Source organism: Microbacterium hatanonis (assembly GCF_008017415.1).
GTDB classification, from domain to species: Bacteria; Actinomycetota; Actinomycetes; order Actinomycetales; family Microbacteriaceae; genus Microbacterium; species Microbacterium hatanonis.
Genome location: NZ_VRSV01000002.1, coordinates 996011 through 1021298 on the forward strand (window position 1 = coordinate 996011; position 25288 = coordinate 1021298).

Consider the following 25288-nt stretch of genomic DNA (forward strand, 5'->3'; position numbering starts at 1 on the left):
TCGTCGGCACCCCATCTCGATGAAGAGATATGAGGAGAGCAATGGCGTTTTCCCGTAAGCACATGGCGGCCTTCGCCGCCGCAATCCTGATCACCGGTCTCGCCGGCTGCTCGGGTTCCAGTCCGCAGAGCGGAGGCGGGGGCGATCAGACCCTCGACCCCGCGAGCCCGGTCGCCATCACCGTGGGAACCCTTCCCGCCGGTGATTACGCGCCCCTCTACATCGCACAGGACCAGGGGTTCTTCGAGGACGAGGGACTCGACGTGACCATCGAGACGATCGCCGGCGGTGCGGTCGGCGTCACGCAGCTGATCTCCGGCGACCTGCAGTTCAGCTCGGCGACGTGGACGAACATCCTCTCGGCCGTCTCGCAGGGACTCGAGCTGCAGGTCGTCCGCGAGGGGACGGACTCCAACAAGGAGGGGATCAACGGCATCATCGCCGCCGAGGGCTCGGGCATCGAGTCGATCGAGGATCTTCGCGGCCAGACGGTGTCGGTCAACACGCTGCAGTCGGCCACCGAGCTGCAGGTGCGCGACTGCTTCGCGTCGGCGGGGCTGGAGCCCGGCGACTACGAGCTCGTCGAGGTGCCGTTCCCGGAGGTCGGGGCCGCCGTCAGTCAGGGTCGGATCGCCGCAGGCCTCGTGCCCGAGCCGTTCATCACCATCGGGGCATCCCAGGGCCTCACCAGCATCCTCGCCCCCTCGGTCTGCAACGACGACCAGCGCAACAGCCCCATCGTGACGTGGAACACGTCGAAGGCCTACGCGGAGCAGAACCCGGCGGTCGTGGCCGCGTTCGTGCGAGCCATGGACAAAGCGACGGAGCTGGCACTGGACGATCCCGACACGGTCACCGAGATCCTGCCGACGTTCACCACCCTGACGCCCGAACTCGCCGCTCAGATCACGCAGCCGAGCTTCGTGCGCGACGGCACACCGAACCTCGACGGCGCGCAACTGACGATGGACCTCATGGTCGAGTACGGACTGCTCGACGCTCCGCTCGACGACCTGTCGCAGTACGCCTGGCAGGGCGAATGAGCACGCCGCGCGGGGGCCGGGTCGCGCACCCGGCCGCCGCGTCGGCGACGCCCTCAGTGAGGGAGGGGCGATGACGTCGGTGACCGGCAGCGGCACGCGGCTCGCGCCCCGACGGGCGCGGGCGGCATCGGGACGAGCGTCGAGACGCGGCAAGACAGTGGTGCGCGGAGCGATCGGCCTCCTCGCCCTCTTCGTGATCGCCGAGATCGTCTCGCGCTCGGGGATCGTCGACGCCGCGTTCCTGCCCCCGACGTCGCTGGTGCTCGTCCGGGTCGCCGAACTCCTCGTCGACCCGGCGTTCCTCGGTGCCATTGCGTCGACCCTTCAGGCCTGGGCGATCGGTCTGGTGATCTGCATCGTCGTGTCGGTCTCACTGGGCGTCGTACTCGGTTCGTCCCCCGGTGCCTACTCCGCGAGCCGCGCCGTGATCGAGTTCCTGCGGCCCATCCCGTCGGTCGCGCTCATCCCGCTGGCCATCCTCGTTCTCGGCAACGACGCCGAGATGAAGATCGCGCTGATCGTCTTCTCGACCGCCTGGCCGGTGCTGTTCAACACGATCTACGGCATGCACGACGTCGATCCGATCGCGAAGCTCACCGCGAAGAGCTTCGGACGCGGGCGTCTCGCCACGCTGTGGCAGGTATCCCTCCCGAGTGCCGCACCCTTCATCTTCACCGGCATCCGCATCGCCGCCTCGGTCGCGCTGATCGTCGCGATCAGCGCCGAACTGCTCGCGGGCGCCTCCGACGGCCTCGGGCGGTGGATGCTGGACGCCAGCGCGACCGGAAACCGTCCCGACCTCGTGTACGCCGCGACGATCATCGCCGGCCTCCTCGGGCTCGCCATCAACGGCGTGCTCGTGCTCGTGGAGCGGCGGTTCCTGTCGTGGCAGCCGGCACTGCGGTCGACGGGAGACGACGCATGACGACGACCACGTGGATCGGCGTCGTCCGTCCACCCCGGCGTGCGATCACTTCGCGACACGTCGGGCAGTTCGCCATCAGGTGGGGGGCGCTCCTCGCGCTCGGCATCGTGTGGGAGATCGCCGCGCGAGCAGCCGGCTCCCTCTACTTCCCGCCGATCTCCGACATCATCCGCCGGTTCGCCGAGCGGTGGCTCTCGGGGCCGCCGACGTCGCTGTTCCTCACCGAGAGCGTCTCGACCGACATCGTCCCGAGCCTCGTCCGCATGCTCGGAGGGTGGTCCATCGCGGTCGTCATCGGCGTCGTGCTCGGTGTCGCGATCGGGCGCAGCCGCGTGCTGGGCGACTACATCGAGCCCATCGTGCATTTCGCCCGCGCGATCCCGCCGCCCGCCCTTCTCCCGATCTTCTTCATCCTGCTCGGATTCGGGAACGAGATGAGGGTGTCGCTGATCGCCTTCGCGGTCCTATGGCCGGTGCTCCTCAACACGATCGACGGTGTCCGTTCCGTCGAGCCGCTGCACCTGGACACCGCGCGGGTGTTCGAGATGGACCGCGGCAAGGTGTTCTTCGGCATCGTGCTGCCGAGCGCCTCGCCGAAGATCTTCGCCGGGATGAGGGTGAGCCTGTCGGTCGCTCTGATCGTCATGGTCATCTCCGAGATGGTGGGGCAGCAGGAGGGGATCGGGTCGATCATCCTCGGAGCCCAGCGCACCTACCGGATGCTCGACATGTGGTCGGGCATCCTCCTCCTCGGAATCCTGGGCTACGTGCTCAACGCGATCCTCGCCCTGGTGGAATCGCGCGTCACGAGATGGCACCGGGGCGCACGAGAGGGAGTGTCATGAGCGCGACGACCACGGCCGCAGACCTGTTGACGATCGAAGGTCTCGGTCACGTCTACGAGGGCCGCCAACGCCACGAGGCGATCGGCCGGCTCGACTTCGTCGTCCCGGAGGGCGCGTTCGTGTCGATCGTCGGACCGTCGGGCTGCGGCAAGACGACGATGCTGCGTTGTCTGTCCGGGTTGATGAGGCCCACCCGCGGCACCGTGCTGCTCGGCGGCGAGCCCGTGCTGGGTGTGCCGCGCGACCTCGCGCTGGTGTTCCAGGACTACAGCCGGTCGCTCTTCCCCTGGCGCACGGTCGCTCGGAACATCGCGTTCGTGCTGCCCCGCAACGGCCTGTCGAAGGAGGAGCGTCAGGCCAGGATCGCCGAAAGCCTCGACGCCGTCGGTTTGACGGGGTCGGCCGACAAGTACCCCTGGCAGCTGTCCGGAGGGATGCAGCAGCGCGTCGCGATCGCACGCGCTCTGGCCTACCGCCCGAAGATCCTGCTCATGGACGAGCCGTTCGCCTCGGTCGATGCCCAGACGCGGGCGGAACTCGAAGACCTCATGCTCGCCGTCCGCGACAGGTTCGGGATGACGATCCTGTTCGTCACCCACGACATCGACGAGAGCGTCTACCTCGCCGACCGGGTGCTGGTGCTCTCGAAATCGCCGTCGACGATCGTCGCGTCGATCGATGTCGACCTCCCGCGTCCGCGCGACCAGGTGACCACGCGCGAGCTCGACGCGTTCGTCCACCTCCGCGGAGCCATCGCCCGCATGATCCGCGATCAGTCCACCCGGCGGCCGGCGACCGATACCCCTTCGTAGCCGGGCCGTGATCCCAGGGATGGATCGCGAGGTCCTGGCAGCGCCGACCGCCAGAGGGTAGGAACGTGGTGGGGGCGGCTCGAAGTCCGTCCGCCGGAGGAGGGCGCATGATCGATCGTGCGGGGTTGGCGACGTTCCTGCGGCGCCGACGCGAATCGCTGCAACCCGAAGACGTGGGGCTCGGGCGCGGGCAGCGCCGGAGGACCGCGGGGCTGCGACGCGAGGAGGTCGCGGCGCTCTGCCACATGTCGACCGACTACTACGCGCGGCTCGAACGCGGCACCGGCCCGCACCCCTCGGAGCAGATGATCGCGTCGATCGCTCAGGGGCTGCACCTGTCGCTCGACGAGCGCGACCACGTCTTCCGCCTCGCGGGCCACAACGCCCCGGCCCGGGGCGCAGACAGCGACTTCGTCGGTCCCGGGCTCCTGCGCATCCTCGATCGACTCCACGACACCCCGGCCGAGATCGTCACCGAACTCGGCGAGACCCTGCGTCAGACCCCGCTCGGGGTCGCCCTCACCGGCGATGCGAGCGAGCGCATCGGGCCGGCGCGCAGCCTGGGGTACCGGTGGTTCACCGAGCCGGCGTCGCAGGAGGCGTACCCCGACGAGGAGCGCGCGCAACTCTCCCGCCTCTACACGGCGGGATTGCGGGAGATCGCGACGATGCGGGGAGCGGACTCGCGAGCGGCTCGCCTCGCGGCGCGGTTGCGCGGCGAGAGCGAGGAGTTCGCGCGTCTCTGGGACGCGCACGAGGTCGGCAGGCGTCCCCCCGAGGTGAAGCGGTTCCGTCATCCCGTGGTGGGGGAGCTCGAACTGTCGTGCCAGACGCTTCTCGACCCCGACCAGTCGCACCGTCTGCTCGTGTACACGGCGGTGCCTGGCAGCGAGAGCTACGAGAAGCTCGAGCTGCTCGCCGTCGTCGGGGCATCACCGATGTCGTGACGGCCGACGGGTGTTCCCCGCATCCGTGGATCGTCAGGCCCTGAATATCGCACGCTCGCGGGGCGAGCATCGGGGTACATCGTTTCCGCGGCTCCGGGCCGCACGACCGAGGAGTCCTCATGGCACGCCGCATCGACATCACCGTTCCCGACCTGACCGGAAAGATCGCCGTCGTCACCGGCGCCAGCGACGGGATCGGGCGCGTGATCGCGATGCGCCTGGCCCGCGCGGGGGCGGAGGTGGTCATGCCGGTGCGCTCGCCGGCGAAGGGGGAGCGCGCCGCCGGGGAGATCCGCACGGCGGTTCCCGGGGCGTCGGTCTCGACGCGGGCGCTCGACCTCTCCTCACTCGACTCGGTCGGGGCCCTCGTCGACGAGCTCCGCGCCGAGGGGCGTCCCCTCGACCTGCTCGTCAACAACGCCGGCGTCATGCGGCCGCCCCAGCGGCAGGAGACGCGCGACGGGCACGAACTGCAGTTCGGCACGAACCATCTCGGTCACTTCGCGCTCACGCTGGGCCTGCTGCCCCTGCTGCGCGAGGGGCGAGCGCGCATCACGCACCAGACGAGCATCGCCGCCCGCAGCGGGGCGATCCACTGGGACGACCTGGACTGGCGCGACGACTACAACGGGATGGCCGCCTACAACCAGTCGAAGCTCGCTGTCGCCCTGTTCGCCCGCGAACTGGATGCGCGAAGCCGTGAGGGCGGATGGGGCATCACGAGCAACTCGTCGCACCCGGGTGTGTCACCGACGAACCTGCTCGCCGCCCAGCCGGGGATGGGTCGCGAGAAAGAGACTCCCGAGCGGCGCGTGATCGGTGTGCTCGCGTGCATGGGCGTCGTGGGCACGCCGGAGACCGCTGCTCTCCCCGCGCTGATGGCGGCCACGGATCCGACGGCGAAAGGCGACGAGTTCTACGGGCCGACCCGAGTGGTCGGTGGACGACCCGCACGACGGGAGCTGTGGGCCCCCATGGCGAGCATGGCCGATGCGCGTCGGCTGTGGGAGGCGTCGGAGAGTCTCGTCGGCGCCCGGTTCGCGGCCTGACCCCTAGCCGAGGGCGCCGGCGAGGTCTTCGAGCGCGGCGGAACGGTCGGGACCGACGGGCGTGAGCACCACGCTCGTCGCACCCGCCGCGTGCCGCGCAGCGATCCCGGCGCGCACCCGGTCGGCCGTACCCGCGAGGGTGAGCGCGTCGATCCACTCGTCGGGGAGCGCCGCGGCGAACGCCTCGGGGCTGCCGGTCCGCTCGCGCAGCGCCACGAAGTCGTCGGCGAACGGCAGAGGCGCGATGTGCGGGTGCCAGTCGGGTTCGCCGACGATGCCCAGAGCCGGCCGCACGAGTTCGCGCGCCGCCGCATCCGTCGCCGCGACGGCGGCGATGTCGTACGCGACGACCAGCGGCGCCGCATCCGCGCGTCCGGTGTCGAACGCCGTGGTCTCGATCGACGCGCGGATGTACGCGGGCGCCGACGGCTCGGCGAGCACGACGCCCTGGGCGACGCGTCCCGCCGCTGCGAGCGACCGAGGACCCCGCACGCCCCAGACGATGGGCGGGGGCGTCGACGGCACGAGATCGAGGCGGAGACCCGACACGTCGACGTAGCGGCCTGCCTCGGGCGTCTGCTCGCCGCGCAGGAGAGCGGTGAGAGCGACCGTGTACTCGCTCAGCAGTGTGAGCGGGCTCTTCGGCCACACCCCGAGCGAGCGCATCCAGTGCGGCATGCCGTGGCCGATGCCGACGACCACGCGACCGGGGAAGAGCTCGCCGAGCGTGGCGATCTCCATCGCGGCGAAGGCGACGTTGCGCGCACCCGCGGGGAGGATGCCGACGCCGACCCTGATGCGGCTCGTCGAGGCCAGCACGGCCGAGGCCTGCGCGATGCCGCCGCGGAAGCCGAGGTCTTCGACGACCCACAGCTCGTCGAATCCGAGCTCTTCCGCTCTGCGGGCGAAGGAGACGACCTCGCCGGCCGGCAGATCGCGGGGCAGGATCACTCCCACATTGTCAGGACTCATCGTTGTCGGCCTTTCGTGGAACGGGCCCCTCATTATGGCAACGCCGCCGCTCCTCGCCGCGTACATTCGAGGGACGCGGCACCCGACCGGCACAGGAGAACCCATGAGCACCGCCCCCACCCTCGACGTCGTCGTCATCGGCGAAGCGCTCATCGACATCGTCGAGACGGCGGGAGGAGCGACGGAGCACGTCGGCGGGAGCCCCGCGAACGTCGCGCTCGGTCTCGGCCGGCGCGGGGTCGGCGTCGCACTCGTCACCCAGCTCGGAAGAGACGACCGCGGAGCGCGAATCGCGGCACACCTGGAGGAGTCGGGCGTGGTCGTGCCGCGGGAGTCGTTCGCCGCTGACGCGACGTCGACGGCGCGTGCGCGGATCGCTTCCGACGGCCAGGCGTCGTACGTGTTCGATCTCGCATGGGACCCGTTCGTCGTGCCCGTGGACCTCCGGCCCCGCGTGCTGCACACCGGGTCGGTTGCGGCGTTCCTCGAGCCCGGCGCCACCTCGGTGCGCGAGGCGTTGAGCGCATCGGCTGCGGGCGAGGTCACCTTCGATCCGAACATCAGACCGGCTCTCGTCGGCGAGCACGCCGCCGCGTTCCCGGCGTTCGAAGCCACCTCCCGCCTCTCGACGGTGGTGAAGCTCAGCGACGAGGATGCGGCGTGGCTCTACCCCGGGGAATCGCCCGACGCCGTGGTCGACGCGATCCTCGCACTCGGCCCGCGGCTTGTCGCCGTGACCCTGGGCGGCGAGGGCGCGATCGTCGCGACGAGCACCGAACGGCTCACGATCCCCGCCGAGAAGGTGGCGGTGGTCGACACGATCGGTGCCGGCGACACGTTCATGGCGTCGCTCATCGCCTCGGTCGCCGCATCGGGAAGTGCCGATCTCGACCGGGCGGCCCTCGAGCGGATCGGCGGTGACGCGATCCGCGCCGCGGCGCTCACCGTCTCACGCGCCGGCGCCGACCTCCCCTGGGCCCGCGAGCTCTGACGGCCCACGCCCGCCCGGTCTTCGCCGTCGGGAGCGATGTACCTGGTGGGGGCCGCTGGCATCGGGACTGGCGGGGCGGCGGCCGCAGGCCGACGCCGGGCATGCGGAGTCGGTCGCGCTGTGCTCCGGGCGCGGTGACGTTCGCGGAGCGATGTGCCTGGTGGGGGCCGCTGGCATCGGGACTGGCGGGGCGACGGCCGCAGGCCGACGCCGGGCATGCGGCCCACGCCGGGCACATCGCGCAGCGGACCAGGGGGCGCGAACTCCCTGCCTGGCTCCATTTTACGGCTCGATAGGGGGCTTGCGGCAAGGCCCCCGTCGCGGTGGAGAATCGGCGGCGCCCCGCGCTCGGGGCGTCCGTCGAACCCGGAGCCGATGCCGTGACCTCTTCCGTCTTCTCGCTGCCCGATCACCTCGCCGCCAAGGACGACCCGACGCTCATCGGGGACGACGAACGGCACTTCGCCGAGATCGCCCGAAGCCTCGCGCAGCAGATCGACGACCTGTCGGCGCGACTCGACGCCGAGCGACGGGCCCCGGGCGGCACGGGCCAGGCGGCTCTCGACCGCGACCTCGAGATCCATCGGCTGACCGCTCGACTGCGAACGCTCCGCCGGTTCCGCCTCGACCTCTGTCTGGGGCGCATCGTCGCCGACGACGCGACGCCGCCGCTCTATATCGGGCGCCTCAGCCTCACCGACGGTGCCGGGCGCCTGCTGCTCGTCGACTGGCGCGCGCCCGCCGCAGAGCCCTTCTTCGCCGCCACGCACGGCGACCCGCGGGGACTCGTCAGCCGTCGACGCTACCGCTGGAACGGCGGGCGCATCACCGACTACTGGGACGAGGTGTTCACCGCCGACGGGTTCGCCCAGCGCGCTGCCCTCGATGACCGTTCCGCTTTCATCGCGAGCCTCGGAAGCACCCGCTCGCCCCGGATGCGCGACGTGCTCGGCACGATCCAGGCCGACCAGGACGCCGTCATCCGGGCGGACTCGCGCGGCGCCCTCGTCGTGGACGGCGGGCCGGGCACGGGGAAGACCGTCGTCGCGCTGCACCGCGCGGCGTATCTGATCTACTCCGACCCGCGCCTCGCGCGCGGCCACGGCGGGGTGCTCTTCGTCGGGCCCCACCAGCCCTACCTCGCCTACGTGGCCGACGTGCTGCCGAGCCTCGGCGAAGACAGTGTGCAGACGTGCACGCTCCGCGACCTCGTGCCCGAGGGGAGGGATGCCGCGCCCGAGGCCGATCCGCGCGTGGCCGCGCTCAAGGCATCCGCCGCGCTCCGCGGGCTCGTCGAGGCGGCCGTCCGCCACTACGAGAGGCCGCCGACCGAGACCCTTCGGATCGAGACGGCGTGGGCGGACGTCTCCCTCACCGCCGCCGACTGGGCCGACGCGTTCGACGCGCCCGACCCCGGCACCCCGCACGACGAGGCCCGTGACGAGGTGTGGGATCACCTCCTCGACACCCTCGTCGACCAGCACGACGACGACGTCCCGGCCGGCGTGGTGCGCCGGGCGGTGGCTCGCGACGAGACACTCGCGCGCGCCTTCACCCGCGCCTGGCCGCTGCTCGACCCCGTGGGCGTGGTCGCCGACCTCTGGGCGGTGCCCGCCTACCTGCGGCAGTGCGCTCCGGATCTGACCGAAGGCGAGGTACGGATGCTGCGCCGCGACCCGTCGGAACCGTGGACCGAATCCGACCTTCCGTTCCTCGACGCCGCGCGGCGGCGCATCGGCGACCCGGAGGCGAACCGGGCGGCGAGACGGCGCGAAGCCGCACTCGCCGCGGACCGGGAGCAGATGGACCGCGTGGTCGACGACCTGATCGCGTCGCACGAGCTCGACGACGGCGAGGGCCTCATGACGATGCTGCGGGGCGATGACGTCCGCACGTCGCTCGTCGACGACGCATCCGTTCCCCGCCTCGACCCCGACCTGCTGAGGGGGCCGTTCTCGCACATCGTCGTCGACGAGGCGCAGGAGCTGACCGACGCCGAATGGCGGATGCTGCTGGATCGCTGCCCGTCGCGCAGCTTCACGATCGTGGGAGACCGCGCGCAGGCGCGGCACGGCTTCGCCGAATCGTGGGAGGAACGCCTGGAGCGGGTGGGGCTCCGTCACGTGCGCACCGCGACGCTGACGGTGAACTACCGCACGCCGGAGGAGGTCATGGCCGAGGCCGAGCCCGTCATCCGCGCGGTGCTCCCCGAGGCGAACGTGCCGAGGGCGATCCGCCGGAGCGGGCTGGCCGTCCTCCGCGGCCGCGCGTCGGATGCGCGCGAGATCGTGGCATCGTGGCTCGCGGCGCACGAGGGGATCGCCTGCGTGATCGGCGACCCGGCCTTCCCGTCGACCGAACGGGTGCGGTCGCTCCCGCCGCAGCACGCGAAGGGGCTGGAGTTCGACCTCGTCGTGCTGGTCGAGCCGGACTCCTTCGGCTCCGGCGTCGAGGGCGCCGTCGACCGCTACGTCGCGATGACGCGGGCGACCCGCCAGCTCGTGATCCTAGACGGGTCACGGAGTCGGTCGTCGACCTGATCGGCTCCGCCGGCGGGGTACGTTTACCCGATGACACGAGCGCCCGCCTTCCCCGCCATCGAGCGCCGGGTCGACCTCGACGGCGCCGTGTTCCGCGTGCTCACCTCGGAGTCGACCGCTGCGGATCCCGGCACCCCGTTCGTCCTGATCCACGGGATCGGGATGTCTCACCGATACCTGACGAAACTGCATGCGCGGCTGGCGGTGGAGGCCGACGTGCACTCCGTCGATCTGCCGGGATTCGGCGGGCTGCCGAAACCGGGTCGCGACCTCGGCATCCCGGCCATGGCGGACTTGCTCGGAGAGGTGCTCGACGGCATCGACAGCGGCCCGGTGGTGCTCGTGGGGCATTCCATGGGGGCGCAGTGGACGGTCGAGCTCGCCGCTCAGCGCCCCGATCTCGTGCGCGGGGTCGTCGCGATGGGGCCGGTCGCCGATGAGAAGCACCGCTCGCTGCCCGCGCAGGCGCTCGCCCTGACGATCGAGTCGTTCGGCGAGCCGCCGGCGATCAACTACCAGGTGTTCACCGACTACGTGCGGTGCGGGCCGCGGTGGTATCTCGCGCAGGTGCGACACATGCTGTCGTATCCGATCGAGGAGCGCGTGGCGGCGATGACCGCGCCGCTCCTCGTGCTGCGGGGCGGGAGCGATCCGGTCGCCGGACTCGACTGGTGCCGGCGCTTGCGCGACGCCGCGGTCGACGGTGCGCTCGTCGAGGTGCCCCGCCACCACCACGTGGTGCAGCAGACGGCGCCGCGATCGGTCGCCTCCGCCATCGACGCGTTCGTCGCGGAGCGCGTCGAGGGTCGAGGGTGAACCCGCTCCAGATCCCGGTCTGGTGGGCGAGGGACTACGCCTACGCCGTCGTGTGGCAGGTGCGCGCGTTCTTCAATCGCACGGATCCGGCGATATTCCTCTCCGGCGACCGCACGCCCATCGTGGTGCTGCCCGGCGTGTACGAGACGTGGAAGTTCATGCAGCCGTTGATCGAGGAGCTGCACGGGCGCGGCCACCCGGTGCACGTGGTCGATCTGCTGCGGCGCAACGAGCGTCCCGTCGTCGAGATGGCCGAGCGTGTGACGGAGTATCTCGAGCAGCACGACCTGTCCGACGTGGTGCTCATGGCCCACAGCAAGGGCGGTCTCGTCGGCAAGCAGGCGATGGCGTTCGGCGCGGCGGCGGGTCGAGTGCGGGGGATGCTCGCCGTCGCGACGCCGTTCGGCGGCTCGAGCTATGCGCGGCTCATGGTGCTCGCACCCACGCTGCGCATCTTCTCCCCGCGTGACGCGACGATCCGGGCGCTGGCGCGGGAGACCGCCGTGAACGCGAAGATCGTCTCGGTGTACGGGCGGTTCGACCCGCATATCCCCGAGGGCAGCGAGCTGGTCGGGGCGAAGAACGTGCGGCTCGAGACGGGCGGCCATTTCCGCATCCTCGCGCATCCACGGGTGCTGGCCGAGCTCGCCGTGCTGGCCGACTGACGGGTGCGGCGCAGCATCGCCCCGAACCGGTGGGGGTAGCGTCGAGGCATGGCGACACGGATGCTGCTGATCTCCGACACGCACATACCGGGCCGGGCGCGGGTTCTGCCCGAGGCGGTTCTGCAGGCGGCCGACGAGGCCGACCTCATCGTCCACGCCGGGGACTGGGTGAGCGAGGGCGTGCTCGACGAGCTCCGGCGGCACGGCGACGTGCTCGGCGTGTGGGGCAACAACGACGGCGCCGACCTCCGCGCGCGTCTGCCCGAGGTCGCGCGGCGCGAGATCGAGGGCGTGCGGTTCGCCGTGATCCACGAGACGGGCGACGCCAAGACGCGGGAGCGCCGGATGCCCGCCGCGTTCCCCGACACCGACGTGCTCGTCTTCGGTCACAGCCACATCCCGTGGGACACCTCGGCTGAGGGACTGCGCCTGCTCAACCCCGGATCGCCCACCGATCGTCGTCGGCAGCCGCACCACACGTACATGACCCTCGTCGTCGACGACGGCGCTCTCGCCGATGTGCAGCTCGTGACGGTCTGAGACCCCTAGCCGCCCGCGGGCACCCTGGCAAGACGGGGGGTCGCGGCATCCGGCCTGCGTAGCCTCAGCAGAATGAGCGACACGAACGCACGAGGTACCGCCGTCATCACCGGCGGATCCGCAGGACTCGGACGGGCCACCGCCCGTGAGCTGGCCGACCGCGGCTGGGACGTCGTCGTTCTGGCGCGCGGGGAAGACGGCCTCGCGGCGACCGTCGCCGAGATCGAGGCGGCCGGGCGCCGGGGGCTCGGCATCTCCGTCGACGTCGCCGACGCGAAGGCGGTGGATGCTGCGGCCGCGCGCGTCGAGGAGGAGTTCGGCGGCATCGACCTCTGGATCAACAACGCCATGACCGGGACGATCTCACCGTTCCTCGACACGGCGGAGGAGGACTTCGAGCGCGCCACCGACGTCACCTACCTCGGAGTGGTCAACGGAACGCGCTCGGCGCTGCGGCGTATGGTCCCTCGGGGTCGCGGCCACGTCATCCAGATCGGCTCCGCTCTCGCTCACCGGGGGATCCCGCTGCAGGCGGCGTACTGCGGGGCGAAGCACGCGATCCATGGTTTCACCGACGCGGTCATCGGCGAGCTGTCGCACGACGGCATCCCGGTGGCGATCTCGATCGTCGACATGCCGGCGCTCAACACGGTGCAGTTCAACTGGGTGAAGTCCGACTTCGCCGAGCACCCGCAGCCCGTGCCGCCGATCTTCCAGCCCGAGGTGGGCGCGCGCGCCGTCGCCGACGTGGCGGACACCCCGCGGCGACGCACCTGGGTGGGGCTGCCGACGGTGGGCCTCATCCTGGGAACCCGGTTCGCGGGTCGCTTCATGGATTGGTACCTCGCGAAGACCGCGTGGAGCGGGCAGCTCTCACCCGACCACACCGACCCGCAGCTCCCGGCGAATCTGTACGAGCCCGTCGCGGGCGACCACGGCGCGCGCGGCATCTTCGACGACAAGGCGAAGTCGGGCAGTATTCAGACGTGGGCGATCCACCACCGGCGTCTGCTCGCTGGGGCGGGCGTCGCCGGATCGGCTGTCGCTGCGATCGGGGGAGCGCTCGCACTACGACGGCGCTGATCACCGGATCGCCACTCGCCAGGAGAAACGGGAGGAAATCGGATGTCTTCGAACGTACGCGTGCTCCACTGCACGGCCGACGACGTGTTCGCGGTGATCGCGAACGGCTGGTTGTTCCCGTCCTGGGTGGTGGGCTCGTCCCGCATGCGAGAGGTCGACGACGCGTGGCCCGAGGTGGGGTCTCACCTCTACCACTCGTTCGGCGTCTGGCCCGTGCTGATCGACGACACGACGGTGTCGCTCCAGTGGGACCCGCCGCGTCGCGCCGTGCTTCGTGCGCGAGGGTGGCCGGTGGGCGAGGCCCTCGTCACCATCGACGTCAAACCCCGCGGCGACGGGTGCGTCGTCCGCATCCAGGAGGAGGCCGTCGCCGGACCCGGCCGGCTGGTGCCCGACGCGCTGATGGACGTCGGTCTGTACATCCGCAATGCCGAGACGCTGCATCGTCTCGCGTATCTCGCCGAGGGTCGTGCGCTCCACGCCCGCTCTTCGACCGCGGAGCGCGAGATCGCCGAGGACGGCGAGTGACCGAGGAGTTCGACGCGATCGTCGTCGGGTCGGGTCCCAACGGGCTCGCCGGGGCCGTGACGCTCGCTCGGGCCGGGCTCCACGTGCGCGTCTACGAGCGGGCATCCCTGGTCGGCGGCGGTGCGTCGACGACCGAGCTGACCCTGCCCGGCTTCCTGCACGACGTCTGCTCGGCGGTGCACCCGATGGCGTTCGAGTCGCGGTTCTTCCGCGAGTTCCAGCTCGGGGCGCGCGTGGACTTCGTCGTGCCCGAGGTCTCCTACGCGCATCCCCTCGACGGCGGGCGCGCGGGCCTGGCCTATCTCGATCTCGCCCGCACGGTGGAGAGCCTCGGTCGCGACGGCGCGGCGTACGACCTGCTCATGCGTCCGCTGGCCGAGCATGCGTCCCGGGTGGCGGAGTTCACCGGGTCGACGCTGCTGCGCGTGCCGCGGCATCCTGTCACCGTCCTGAACTTCGGGCTGCGCGCGATCGCTCAGGGCGGCCCGTGGTGGAACGCCCCGTTCCACGAGCAGACGGCTCCCGCCATGATCACGGGTGTGGCCGCGCACACGATCCTCCATCAGCCGAGCCTCGCGGCCGCCGGCGCGGGCCTCGCGCTCGCGGCGTACGGGCACGCGCGCGGATGGCCGATCCCGCGCGGCGGCAGTCAGGCCATCGTCGACGCGATGGTCGACGACCTCGTCGCCCACGGGGGCGAGGTGGCGACCGATCACGAGGTGACCTCGCTCGACGAGCTCCCGACGTCGCGGGTGGTGCTGCTCGACGTGACGCCCGACGCCTTCGTGAGGCTCGCCGGCGATCGGATGCCGCAGTCCTACCGCGCGAAGATGGAGCGCTTCCGCTACGGCGGGGGCGTGGCGAAGGTCGATTTCGCCCTCTCCGAGCCCGTGCCCTGGACCCACCCGGAGGTGCGACGGGCCGGTACCGTGCACGTCGGCGGCACGCGTGCCGAGATCGCCGAGGCCGAGAACGACGTCTCCCGCGGCAGACTCCACGACCGCCCCTACGTGCTCGCCGCGCAACCGTCGCTGTTCGACGCGGGCCGCGCCCCCGAGGGCGCGCACACGCTCTGGACGTACACGCACGTGCCCGCGGGCAGCGACGCCGACCGCGCCGACGCCGTGATCGCCCAGATCGAACGGTTCGCACCGGGCTTCCGCGACACGATCCTCGCGACGAGTTCGCGGACGGCCGTCGACGTCGCCAGCTACAACCCGAACTACCCCGGGGGCGACATCTCGGCGGGAGCCCCGACGTTCGATCAGCTCGTTCGGCGCCCCGTGCTGAGCCCGGATCCGTGGCACACCCCGGTGCCCGGGGTCTACCTCTGCTCGGCCTCCGTCAGTCCCGGACCGGGTGTCACCGGCCTCGTCGGCTGGCGCGCCGCGCTGAGCGCTCTCCGCCATGATTTCGGCGCGCGCGCCGAGCCGTCGCTCGCGCCGTTCTGAGATCGTCTCGACAGGCGGGAATCTCGACGCCCCGGCCCCGCCGCGACCCCCATAATGGACCCATACGGCGGTCTCAGCCGGGGGAGATGAGGGTCACCGATGCCGTTCCGAAGCCAGGACACGCTGCAGGAGTGGCTCGATGAGTTCCACGACCTCGGCTACCCGGTCTCGGGCACGCTGAAGGTGCTCCCGCAGGACGGCGAGGACGGCTCGAACACCGGCCTCGTCGCGGTGAGCCTGCACAACGCCTCGACCGTGACCTACATCCAGCCCGAGTCGCAGGGCTCGCACCGATGGGTCGTCACCCTCGAACCGCGGGAGAACGCCGTGGTGCTGGATGCGGCCGGTCTGCACGGCCTCGCGTCGGAACTCTCGATCGCGTCGGTGCTGTGCTCGTTCCTCCAGGGGAAGTCTCAGAGCTTCTCCGACTGAGCGAGCGGTCGCGCGTCAGGACGCCCGGGCCATGGAGGCGACGGCGGCGGTGAAGTCGTCGAGCGTCCGCGCGAAGTGCGCGGTGTGCTCCCGGTCACCGGCTGCGACGGCCCGGTCGAAGTCGTTGTCGAACTGCTGCAACGCCGACCACGGCAGCTCGCCGAGATCCACGGTGACCGTGATGCGGTTGACGCGGCGGTCGTCGGGGTCGACGTCGCGGCGCACGGCCTCTCGCTCGACGAGACGGTCGATGAGAGTCGTCACGCCTGCCGAGGTGATGCCGAGGTACTGCCGGAGCTGCGTGGGACGAGCGCCCGGGTTGTCGGCGATGAACAGCAGCGCACGCGCGTCGAGTTCGCCGATCTTGAGCTCGCGGCGCGCCTCGATCATTGCGGCGTGACGAGCATCGACGTACTTCTGCAGAGCGCGACGGAGGGGCGACGGTGTCAGTGATCTACTCACGCGTCCTCCTCCTGTGCGTTCGGGCGACCGCGCCCACGTTATCAGAATAGGTAGTGGGGCGAAGATGTAAAGAGATTAGCTAATTTACTGAGATAACTGTATCGTTCTTCCCGAGGGTTCCGCCCCGAAACGGTGACAGTCTCCGGCGGTCGCACATGACGCAGGAACCTCTCCACCGCGCCGATTCGCGCACCGAACAAAGGAGCATCCGATGGGCAAACTGTTCTACGGCAGCACGGACCAGCCGATCGACATGCCCGACCGGGTTCTCGCGCACGTCAAGGTCGTCGTCGCCACCAAGCTCCGCCGAGGCGAGAGCTTCACGCTGTCATGGCGTCACGATGCCGACACCCCGCGCGGTCGTTCGACGATCTGGATCCAGCCGTCGATCCCGCTGCGTTTCGTGTTCTCCTCGGCCGAACCGGAGCTGCTCGACCCCGAGCACCTCAAGAGCCTCGCGAACGATGCGAGTTCGACGTCGGGCCTCGTCGTCGATTTCAACGCGTTCGCGAACGAGGTCGTCGAGACGCGCGTGCCGCGCACCCGCCGCACCGCAAAGGTCTGACGGCCTTCTCACCCGTACTGCGGTGCGGGGCGCCGGGTGTGTACTGTGGGTGTGTGCTGAACTGTCGCTGTTGTCGCTGAGCTCTCTGCTCTCACCGACCCCGACAGATCTCCGCGCCCTCCGCGCGGCTCACCCCAGGAGCAATCCGTGCGATACGCCCGCACCGTCACCGACCTCGTCGGCAATACCCCTCTCGTCCAGCTCAACCGGGTCACCGACGGCGTCCGCGCCACGGTGCTCGCGAAGGTGGAGTACTTCAACCCCGGCGGCTCGTCGAAAGACCGCATCGCGGCCAACATCATCGACGCCGCCGAGCGCGAAGGCCTCCTCCGCCCGGGCGGCACCATCGTCGAGCCGACCAGCGGCAACACCGGCGTAGGGCTCGCCCTCGTCGCTCAGCAGCGGGGATACCGCTGCGTCTTCGTGGTGCCCGACAAGGTCGCCGAAGACAAGCGTGCCGTGATGCGCGCCTACGGCGCCGAGGTCGTGGTGACCCCGACCAACGTCGAGCCGGAAGACCCTCAGTCGTACTACAACGTCTCCGACCGCCTGGTCTCGGAGATCCCCGGGGCGTTCAAGCCGAACCAATACGCCAATCCGAACGGCCCTCGCAGCCACTACGAATCGACGGGTCCTGAGATCTGGCGCGACACCGACGGACGTGTGACCCACTTCGTCGCGGGTGTCGGCACGGGCGGCACCATCACCGGCACCGGTCGGTTCCTGCGCGAGGCATCGGGCGGAAGCGTGCGCATCGTCGGGATCGATCCGGTCGGCTCGATCTACACGGGCGGTCCGGTGCACGGGTATGACGTCGAAGGCGTCGGCGAGGACTTCTGGCCGCCCGCCTACGACCCCGGAGTCGTGGACGAGCTCCACCGGGTCTCCGACGCCGAGTCGTTCGCGATGACGCGACGGCTGGCACGCGAAGAGGGGCTCCTCGTCGGCGGATCCAGCGGCATGGCCGTCGTCGGCGCCCTCCGCGCCGCGCGCGATCTGCCCGAGGACGCCGTCGTGGTCGTCCTCCTCCCCGACCACGGTCGCGGCTATCTCAGCAAGGTCTTCGACGACGACTGGATGACGGCTCGCGGGTACGCGATCGACGACCCGTCGTCCGCCGCATCCACTCCCTCAGCATCCGCACCCGAATCGGAGAACCGCTCATGACCACCGAGAACATCCGCGGATTCGACAGCCTGGCCGTTCACGCCGGCCAGGAGTTCGACCCCACGACCGGTGCGGTCATCCCGCCCGTGCACTTCTCCACGACCTACGCGCAGGACGGCGTCGGCGGTCTCCGCCAGGGCTACGAGTACGGCCGCAGCGGCAACCCCACACGCACGTCGCTGCAGACGCAGCTCGCCGCGATCGAGGGTGGGCGCCACGCGCTGTCGTTCGCCTCGGGCCTCGCCGCCGAAGACGCTCTCCTGCGCGCGGTGCTGCAGCCGGGCGACGAGGTGCTGCTCGGCAACGACGTCTACGGCGGGACATACCGCTTGATCGCCCGCATCCTCGGTCCGTGGGGTGTGAAGCTGCGCGTGGTCGACATGAGCGACGCGAATGCCGTCGCCGCGGCGATCGAGGAGCGCGCACCCCAGATCGTCTGGGTCGAGACCCCCAGCAACCCGCTGCTGCGCATCACCGACATCGCCGAGCTCGCCCGCGTCTCGCACGCGGCCGGCGCTCTGGTCGTCGTCGACAACACGTTCGCCTCTCCGGCGTTGCAGCAGCCTCTCGCCCTCGGCGCCGACGTCGTCGTGCACTCGACGACGAAGTACCTCGGCGGTCACTCCGATGTCGTCGGCGGGGCGCTCGTGCTCAACGACGACGAGCTCGCCGAGAAGGCGAAGTTCTTGCAGTTCGCGGCCGGGGCGGTCTCCGGTCCCCTCGACGCGTGGCTGACGACGCGCGGTATCAAGACGCTGGGCATCCGCATGCAGCGCCACAGCGAGAACGGACAGGCCGTGGCCGACTTCCTCGCCGGTCACGGTGCCGTCGCCCGGGTGTACTACCCGGGCCTCGCCTCGCACCCCGGCCACGAGATCGCCGCCCGCCAGATGTCGGCGTTCGGCGGCATCGTCTCGCTGGCGCTGGCGGATGCTGCCGCCGCCCGCCGGTTCGCGGAGTCGACGCGGGTCTTCACCCTGGCCGAGTCGCTCGGCGGCGTCGAGAGCCTGCTGAACTACCCCGACGAGATGACGCACGCGTCGGTACGCGGCACCGAGCTGGCCGTTCCCGAAGAGGTCATCCGCCTCTCGGTCGGCATCGAGTCGGCCGAGGATCTGCTCGCCGACCTCGAGCAGGCGCTCGCGGGTCTCTGACGCCGAATCCACGCGAGAACGCCCCGATCCACATCCCGTCGCAGCGCGGGAGTGTGGATCGGGGCGTTTCGGTGTGGACTCAGGCGTCGAGCGCGGCGGCGGCCTGGGCCGTCGAGGCCGACACCGGCACCAGGCGCGCCAGCTGAGTGACGTGGCGGGGTTCGAGTTCGTCGAGGTGGGAGACGCCGAGGAGGGCCATCGTGCGCTCGATCTCGGTGCGCAGGATCTCGATCGTGCGATCGACCCCCGCGCGCCCGCCGGCCATGAGGCCGTAGAGGTAGGCGCGGCCGATCAGCGTGAACTTCGCCCCCAGTGCCACGGAGGCGACGATGTCGGCGCCGTTCATGATGCCGGTGTCGACCATGACCGTCGCGTCCTTGCCGACCTCGCGCACGACGTGCGGCAGGAGATGGAAGGGGATGGGAGCGCGGTCGAGCTGGCGCCCGCCGTGGTTGGAGAGGATGATGCCGTCCACCCCGGCGTCGATGAGCCGCGTGGAGTCCTCGACGTTCTGCACGCCCTTCACGACGAGCTTGCCGGGCCACATCGAGCGGATCACGTCGAGGTCGTCGTAGCTGATCGTCGGATCCATGGCGGCGTTCAGGAGCTCCCCGACCGTGCCGCCGGTGGTCGAGAGCGACGCGAACTCGAGCTTCGGCGTGGTGAGGAAGTCGATCCACCACCAGGGCCGGGGGATCGCGTTCACGATCGTGCCCACGGTGAGCTGCGGGGGGATCGAGAATCCGTTGCGCTTGTCGCGCAGGCGCGCGCCCGCGATGGGGGTGTCGACGGTGAACTGCAGGGTGTCGAAGCCGGCCTTCGCCGCGCGCTCGACGAGTCCGTACGAGATGTCGCGGTCGCGCATGACGTAGAGCTGGAACCAGTTGCGTCCGGGAATCGGTCCCCGGGGCTCTCGGACGGTGGCCGCCTTCACGTCTTCGATGGACGTGGTGCCGAGCGTGGAGAGCGTGAACGGGATGCCGGCCGCGGCCGCCGCCCCCGCCCCCGCGCTCTCGCCCTCGGTCTGCATGAGGCGCGTGAATCCGGTCGGAGCGATGCCGAAGGGCAGCGCGCTCGGGCCCCCGAGGATCGTCGTGGAGGTGTCGACGTTCGCGGCGGGCCGCAGCACGTCGGGGTGGAACTCGATGTCGCGGAACGCCTGCCGTGCACGCGCGAGCGACAGCTCGCCCTCCGCGGCGCCGTCGGTGTAGTCGAAAGCTGCCTTGGGCGTGCGGCGCTTCGCGATCAGGCGCAGGTCGTCGATCGTCAGCGCCGATTCGAGCCGGCGGCGCTTCAGGTTCAGGTCGGGCTTCTTGAACTGCATCAGCTCGAGGAGCTCGCCGACCTGGGGGAGTTGGCGCGTGACCATGGGAGTGTCCTTCGGTTGCGTGTGGTCTGACCACACTCTACGTGTGGAGAGGGCGGTGAGGGTCAGTTTCTCGGGTCGAATCGGCGAGGGGTGAACGATGTCGCCACCGCCGCGCGGAGGGTCTCGAGCGAAGCATCCGGCCCGAACCACCCGTGCGCGCGGGCCTGCACGAGCACGTTACCGAGGGCCGTGGCCTCGACGGGGCCCGCGAGCACGGGAACGCCCGAACGATCGGCGGTGGCCTGGCAGAGCAGGGAGTTCAGCGCGCCGCCTCCCACGATGTGGATCACGTCGATGCGACGGTCGGTGAGGTCGCCCGCGGTGCGGACCGCCTCGGCGAACGCGGCGGCGATGCTCTCGACAATGAGCCGGGCGAACGCGGGGCGGGTGTCGGGTACGGCGTCGCCGGCTTCGCGCAGCAGGGCCGAGATCCGTGCGGGCATGTCGCCGGGAGACGCGAGCGACGGGTCGTTCGCCGCGAAGATCGCGCGAGGCGGATCGACCCGGGAGGCGGCGTCGAGGAGGGCGGGAAGGTCGATGGGCGCCGCATCGTCGACCTCCCACGCGCGGATCGTCTCGCTCAGCAGCCAGAGCCCTGTGACGTTGTGGAGGAAGCGGATGCGGCCGTCGACGCCGCCCTCGTTCGTGAAGTTCGCCTCGCGGGCGGCGTCGGAGACGACGGGCGCGTCGAGCTCGACGCCCACCAGGCCCCACGTGCCGCACGAGATGTAGGCCGCGTTCGGCGACGACAGGGGCGCGGCGACCACCGCCGAAGCCGTGTCGTGCGATCCGACGGCGATCACGGGCAGGGGAGCGCCCACGCGGTCCGCGATCCCGGTGCGCAGCGTTCCGACGGTGTCGCCGGCGTCGACGAGCGGCGGCATCGCCGTGGCGGGGATGCCGAGCCGGGCGGCGAGCCCGCGGTCCCACCCCCCGGTGCGCACGTCGAGCAGGCCGGTGGTGGATGCGTTCGTGCGCTCGGCGACGGCCGCACCGGTCAGCAGATAGGCGACGAGGTCGGGGATGAGCAGGCTCGCCTCGGCCTCGTGGAGGCGCTCTTCGACCACGTACTGGTACAGCGTGTTGAACGGCAGATGCTGCAGGCCGTTACGTCTGTAGAGCTCCGCGAACGGCACACTGCGGTGCACCGACGCGACCCCGCGCGCGGTGCGCTCGTCGCGGTAGTGGAACGGCTCGGCGAGGAGGGCTCCCGACCGCACGAGCCCGTAGTCGACCGCCCACGAGTCGATGCCGATGCTCGCGACGTCGGGGTGGGTGCGCACCGCGGCGGCGAGGCCGTCCACGACGTTCTCCAGCAGCGTGGAGAAGCCCCACCGCCACCCGCCAGGTGCGGCGACGGGTCCGTTCGGGAAGCGTGCGACGGATTCGAGCGCCAGAAGCCCCGGGCCGACGTGCCCGACCATGACGCGACCGCTCGTCGCGCCGAGGTCGACCGCCGCGACGACGCCGCCCGTCATCGCGAGTCTCCCGAGCGCACGACCTGCGCCCGAGCGCACGGCCTGGGCACGTACCGGAGCCGTGCGCTCGACGCGAACCCGTGTGCTCGCGCGCGCGTCATCGGAGGAACGCGGCGGCGACGCCCGAGTCGACCGGGATGTGCAGGCCCGTCGTGCGGCTGAGCTCGGGCCCGGTCAGCACGTAGACCGCATCGGCGACGTTCTCGGGCACGACCTCGCGCTTGAGGATCGTGCGGTTGGCGTAGAACTGTCCGAGGTCCTTCTCATCGACCCCGTAGGTGGCGGCGCGGTTCGCGCCCCAGCCCGAGGCGAAGATGCCCGAACCGCGCACGACGCCGTCGGGGTTGATGCCGTTGACGCGGATCCCGTGCTCGCCCAGCTCGACGGCCAGCAGTCGCACCTGGTGCGCCTGGTCGGCCTTGGTGGCCGAGTAGGCGATGTTGTTCGGGCCGGCGAAGACGGAGTTCTTCGACGAGATGTAGATGACGTCGCCGCCCATCCTCTGGTCGATGAGCGCCTTCGCCGCCGCCTTGGCGACGAGGAACGATCCCTTGGCCATCACGTCGTGCTGGAGGTCCCAGTCCTTCTCGGTCGTCTCCAGCAGGGGCTTCGACAGCGACAGGCCCGCGTTGTTGATCACGAGATCGATGCCCCCGAAGGCCAGGAGCGTCGCATCGATCGCGGCCTGGACCCCCGCAGCATCCGCCACGTTCGCGGCGACCCCGATCGCGACGTCGGTGCCGCCGAGCTCGGCGGCGGCGGCCTGCGCCTTGGCGAGATCGAGGTCGGCGACGACGACGCAGGCGCCCTCGGCGGCGAGTCGCGTGGCGATCGCTTTGCCGATGCCGGATGCGGCGCCCGTGACGAAAGCGATGCGGCCCTGGTGCGTCTTCGGCTTCGGGAGGCGCTGGAGCTTCGCCTCTTCGAGCGCCCAGTACTCGATGCGGAACTTCTCGGCGTCGGAGATCGGCGCGTAGGTCGACAACGCTTCCGCGCCGCGCATCACGTTGATGGCGTTGACGTAGAACTCCCCGGCAACGCGGGCGGTCTGCTTGTTCGCGCCGTACGAGAACATCCCAACGCCCGGGACGAGCACGATGAGCGGGTCGGCGCCGCGGATCGCGGGCGACGCGGGTTCGGTCGCTGAGCCTGTGGAGGCGTGCGCGTCGTAGTAGGCCTGGTAGTCGGCGCGGTAGGCCTCGTGCAGTTCGCCGAGGCGGGTGATCTGCTCCTCCAGCGACGCGGTGGTCGGCAGGTCGAGCAGGAGGGGCTTCACCTTCGTGCGCAGGAAGTGGTCGGGGCAGCTCGTGCCGAGGGCGGCCAGCGCCGGCGCCTTCTCCGAGGCGAGGAAGTCGAGAACCTCGGGGGCGTCGGTGAAGTGGCCGACCATCGGCTTGTCGGTCGACGCGATGCCGCGGATGGTGGCCGAGAGGGCGGCGGCGCGCGCTCGTCGCTCCGTCGAGGGGAGCGCGGCGAACCCGTCGCGCACGCCTCCGAAGGGATCGGCCTTCCCGTGCTCGGCGATGTAGGCGGCGGCGGTGTCGATGATCCAGAGCGAGTTGGTCTCGGCCTCGTCGGACGTGTCGCCCCACGCGGTGATGCCGTGGCCGCCGAGGATCGTGCCCACGGCCTGCGGGTTCTGCTCCTTGATCGCGGCGATGTCGAGGCCGAGCTGGAAGCCCGGTCGACGCCACGGCACCCAGACGACCTTGTCGCCGAAGATCTTCGCCGTCAGCTCCTCCCCATCGGCGGCCGTGGCGATCGCGATGCCCGAGTCGGGGTGCAGGTGGTCGACGTGCGCGGCATCGACCAGCCCGTGCATCGCGGTGTCGATCGACGGCGCGGCACCGCCCTTGCCGTGCAGGATGTAGTCGAACGCGGCGACCATCTCGTCTTCGCGGTCGACGCCGGGATAGACGCCGACGAGGGCGCGCATCCGGTCGAGACGGAGTACGGCCAGACCCTTCTCGGTCAGGGTGCCGAGGTCTCCGCCGGAGCCCTTCACCCACATCAGCTCGACGGGCTCGCCGGTGACCGGGTCGGTGTCGGTGCCCTTGGCGGAGGTGTTGCCCCCGGCGTAGTTCGTGTTCTTCGGGTCGGCGCCCAGGCGGTTGGAGCGCGCGATCAGCGCGGCGGCGGTCGGGTTGGTCATGTCGGTCGGTCCCTCGTCGTGTCGTGGCGTGTCGTGTCGTGCGTGCGTGCGTGTGGTTGAAAGTCCAGAACACCCGGGCGCTCTCCGAGCGCCTCCGGGTGTCTTGGACTCTCAGAGCTCGGCGCTCACGCTCCCCAGCCGGCCTGCACTCCGCCGACGCGGTCGGCGGCGATCTTCTCCTGGTACCCGGATGCTGCGTACGCGGCCATCGGGTCGGCGGCGAGCCCGCGCGACTCGCGCCACTCGGCGAGGGCCGGGCGCACGTCGGTGTAGAAGGCGTCCATGAGCACGGCGTTGGCGCCGAGCACGTCGTTCGCGCGCTGGGCGGCGTCCAGCGCGTCGCCGTCGACGGAGAGGGCGCGCGCGGTCATCTCCTGCACGTTCAGCACGGAGCGGATCTGGCCGGGGATCTTCTCCTCGACGTTGTGGCACTGGTCGAGCATGAAGACCACGTCGGGGTTCTGGAGCCCGCCGCCGCGGTTCACCTCGAACAGGATGCGGAAGAGCTGGAACGGGTCGGCCGCGCCCACGATGAGGTCGTCGTCGGCGTAGAAGCGCGAGTTGAAGTCGAACGAGCCGAGCTTTCCGAGGCGCTGCAGCTGCATGACGATGAATTCGATGTTCGTGCCGGGTGCGTGGTGCCCCGTGTCGAGGCACACCATCGCGCGCTCGCCGAGCGCCGCGACCTGCACGTAGGAGGTTCCCCAGTCGGGAACGTCGGTGTGGTAGAACGCCGGTTCGAAGAACTTGTACTCGAGCACGAGGCGCTGCTCGCCCGTGAGGCGCGCATAGATCTCCTGGAGGGATTCCTGCAGTCGATCCTGTCGGGCTCGGAGGTCGGCCTGGCCGGGGTAGTTGGAGCCCTCGGCGAGCCAGATCTTCAGATCGCGCGACCCCGTCGCATCCATGATGTCGATGCACTCGAGGTGGTGATCGATCGCTTTCCGGCGGATGCGGTCGTCGTGGTGTGTGAGGGCGCCGAACTTGTAGTCGTCGTCCTGGAAGGTGTTCGAGTTGATCGTGCCGAGGGTCACGCCGAGGTCTTCGGCATGACGGCGAAGGGCCGCGTAGTCGTCGACCTTGTCCCACGGGATGTGGAGGGCGACGGTCGGCGCGAGCGCGGTGAAGCGGTTCACCTGCGCGGCGTCGGCGATCTTCTCGAACGGGTCGCGGGGCGTGCCGGCCGTGGCGAACACCTTGAATCGGGTGCCGGAGTTGCCGAACGCCCAGGAGGGCAGCTCGATGCTCTGCGCTTCGAGGGTGGAGAGGGTCTCGGGGGTGAGGGGCATCGTCGCTTCCTTG

General features: G+C 70.7%; 23 protein-coding genes and 1 pseudogene. 18 read left to right on the forward strand and 6 right to left on the reverse strand.

Features of this window, described 5'->3' with window-relative positions:
- Positions 1 to 41 precede the first annotated feature (41 nt).
- The 6 genes from FVP77_RS14735 to FVP77_RS14760 all read left to right on the forward strand — a co-directional run bounded on the left by FVP77_RS14735 (position 42) and on the right by FVP77_RS14760 (position 5621).
- Complete coding sequence (locus FVP77_RS14735; protein WP_187266961.1) at positions 42 to 1043, forward strand: ABC transporter substrate-binding protein; 1002 nt, start codon at positions 42 to 44, stop codon at positions 1041 to 1043.
- A gap of 70 nt (positions 1044 to 1113) precedes the next feature.
- The gene (locus FVP77_RS14740) at positions 1114 to 1968 is read left to right on the forward strand and encodes an ABC transporter permease (protein ID WP_147895313.1); all 855 of its coding nucleotides are present in this window, start codon (positions 1114 to 1116) and stop codon (positions 1966 to 1968) included.
- Positions 1965 to 2813, forward strand: coding sequence for an ABC transporter permease (locus FVP77_RS14745; RefSeq protein WP_147895314.1), 849 nt, complete (start codon positions 1965 to 1967; stop codon positions 2811 to 2813). Before FVP77_RS14740 ends, FVP77_RS14745 begins: the two co-directional genes overlap by 4 nt.
- On the forward strand, positions 2810 to 3625 hold the full coding sequence (locus FVP77_RS14750) for an ABC transporter ATP-binding protein (RefSeq protein ID WP_147895315.1): 816 nt from the start codon (positions 2810 to 2812) through the stop codon (positions 3623 to 3625). Before FVP77_RS14745 ends, FVP77_RS14750 begins: the two co-directional genes overlap by 4 nt.
- Positions 3626 to 3732: 107 nt before the next feature.
- Complete coding sequence (locus FVP77_RS14755; protein WP_147895316.1) at positions 3733 to 4572, forward strand: helix-turn-helix transcriptional regulator; 840 nt, start codon at positions 3733 to 3735, stop codon at positions 4570 to 4572.
- 119 nt (positions 4573 to 4691) lie between these two features.
- Entirely contained in the window at positions 4692 to 5621 is a 930-nt protein-coding gene (locus FVP77_RS14760) for an SDR family oxidoreductase (RefSeq protein ID WP_147895317.1), read from the forward strand.
- A 3-nt stretch (positions 5622 to 5624) separates the two neighbouring features.
- Here FVP77_RS14760 and FVP77_RS14765 read toward each other — a convergent pair whose 3' ends face one another.
- Entirely contained in the window at positions 5625 to 6593 is a 969-nt protein-coding gene (locus FVP77_RS14765) for an LLM class flavin-dependent oxidoreductase (protein WP_147895318.1), read from the reverse strand.
- A 103-nt stretch (positions 6594 to 6696) separates the two neighbouring features.
- Between FVP77_RS14765 and FVP77_RS14770 the strand changes: the two genes are divergently transcribed.
- The 9 genes from FVP77_RS14770 (at position 6697) to FVP77_RS14810 (ending at position 15639) form a co-directional block, all read left to right on the forward strand.
- Positions 6697 to 7584 (forward strand): carbohydrate kinase family protein, encoded by an 888-nt coding sequence (locus tag FVP77_RS14770; RefSeq protein WP_147895319.1) that lies wholly within the window; start codon positions 6697 to 6699, stop codon positions 7582 to 7584.
- Positions 7585 to 7964: 380 nt separating this feature from the next.
- Entirely contained in the window at positions 7965 to 10124 is a 2160-nt protein-coding gene (helR, locus tag FVP77_RS14775; protein ID WP_147895320.1) for an RNA polymerase recycling motor ATPase HelR, read from the forward strand.
- A 30-nt stretch (positions 10125 to 10154) separates the two neighbouring features.
- Positions 10155 to 10940 (forward strand): alpha/beta fold hydrolase, encoded by a 786-nt coding sequence (locus FVP77_RS14780; protein ID WP_147895321.1) that lies wholly within the window; start codon positions 10155 to 10157, stop codon positions 10938 to 10940.
- Complete coding sequence (locus FVP77_RS14785; RefSeq protein ID WP_147895322.1) at positions 10937 to 11605, forward strand: esterase/lipase family protein; 669 nt, start codon at positions 10937 to 10939, stop codon at positions 11603 to 11605. The genes FVP77_RS14780 and FVP77_RS14785 overlap by 4 nt, the downstream gene beginning before the upstream one ends.
- 48 nt (positions 11606 to 11653) lie before the next feature.
- Positions 11654 to 12145 (forward strand): metallophosphoesterase family protein, encoded by a 492-nt coding sequence (locus FVP77_RS14790; RefSeq protein ID WP_147895323.1) that lies wholly within the window; start codon positions 11654 to 11656, stop codon positions 12143 to 12145.
- Positions 12146 to 12217: 72 nt separating this feature from the next.
- On the forward strand, positions 12218 to 13228 hold the full coding sequence (locus FVP77_RS14795) for an SDR family oxidoreductase (protein WP_147895324.1): 1011 nt from the start codon (positions 12218 to 12220) through the stop codon (positions 13226 to 13228).
- A 42-nt stretch (positions 13229 to 13270) separates the two neighbouring features.
- Positions 13271 to 13756: an SRPBCC family protein gene (locus FVP77_RS14800; protein WP_147895325.1), complete on the forward strand. Its 486-nt coding sequence runs from the start codon at positions 13271 to 13273 to the stop codon at positions 13754 to 13756.
- A complete protein-coding gene (locus FVP77_RS14805; RefSeq protein WP_147895326.1) occupies positions 13753 to 15207 on the forward strand; it encodes a phytoene desaturase family protein in 1455 nt (484 codons plus the stop codon). The genes FVP77_RS14800 and FVP77_RS14805 overlap by 4 nt, the downstream gene beginning before the upstream one ends.
- Before the next feature lie 99 nt (positions 15208 to 15306).
- Complete coding sequence (locus tag FVP77_RS14810) at positions 15307 to 15639, forward strand: hypothetical protein (RefSeq protein WP_147895327.1); 333 nt, start codon at positions 15307 to 15309, stop codon at positions 15637 to 15639.
- Between the two features lie 15 nt (positions 15640 to 15654).
- Here FVP77_RS14810 and FVP77_RS14815 read toward each other — a convergent pair whose 3' ends face one another.
- Entirely contained in the window at positions 15655 to 16101 is a 447-nt protein-coding gene (locus FVP77_RS14815) for a MarR family transcriptional regulator (RefSeq protein WP_246134130.1), read from the reverse strand.
- Positions 16102 to 16312: 211 nt separating this feature from the next.
- Between FVP77_RS14815 and FVP77_RS14820 the strand changes: the two genes are divergently transcribed.
- From FVP77_RS14820 to FVP77_RS14830, 3 genes are all read left to right on the forward strand, one after another.
- Complete coding sequence (locus tag FVP77_RS14820) at positions 16313 to 16666, forward strand: DUF7882 family protein (protein ID WP_246134131.1); 354 nt, start codon at positions 16313 to 16315, stop codon at positions 16664 to 16666.
- Between the two features lie 147 nt (positions 16667 to 16813).
- On the forward strand, positions 16814 to 17833 hold the full coding sequence (locus FVP77_RS14825; protein WP_147895328.1) for a pyridoxal-phosphate dependent enzyme: 1020 nt from the start codon (positions 16814 to 16816) through the stop codon (positions 17831 to 17833).
- On the forward strand, positions 17830 to 18987 hold the full coding sequence (locus FVP77_RS14830) for a cystathionine gamma-synthase (protein WP_147895329.1): 1158 nt from the start codon (positions 17830 to 17832) through the stop codon (positions 18985 to 18987). The genes FVP77_RS14825 and FVP77_RS14830 overlap by 4 nt, the downstream gene beginning before the upstream one ends.
- A 79-nt stretch (positions 18988 to 19066) precedes the next feature.
- Here the strand turns inward: FVP77_RS14830 and FVP77_RS14835 are convergent, their stop codons facing one another.
- The 4 genes and pseudogenes from FVP77_RS14835 to rhaI all read right to left on the reverse strand — a co-directional run bounded on the left by FVP77_RS14835 (position 19067) and on the right by rhaI (position 25275).
- Entirely contained in the window at positions 19067 to 20356 is a 1290-nt protein-coding gene (locus tag FVP77_RS14835) for an alpha-hydroxy acid oxidase (RefSeq protein WP_147895330.1), read from the reverse strand.
- Positions 20357 to 20418: 62 nt separating this feature from the next.
- Positions 20419 to 21834, reverse strand: a complete 1416-nt coding sequence (locus FVP77_RS14840; RefSeq protein WP_147895331.1) for a rhamnulokinase — start codon at positions 21832 to 21834, stop codon at positions 20419 to 20421.
- Between the two features lie 97 nt (positions 21835 to 21931).
- Positions 21932 to 24025 (reverse strand): annotated as a pseudogene (locus FVP77_RS14845) (bifunctional aldolase/short-chain dehydrogenase); the annotation flags it as partial.
- Between the two features lie 86 nt (positions 24026 to 24111).
- A complete protein-coding gene (gene rhaI / locus FVP77_RS14850; RefSeq protein WP_147895333.1) occupies positions 24112 to 25275 on the reverse strand; it encodes an L-rhamnose isomerase in 1164 nt (387 codons plus the stop codon).
- Positions 25276 to 25288: the final 13 nt, after the last annotated feature.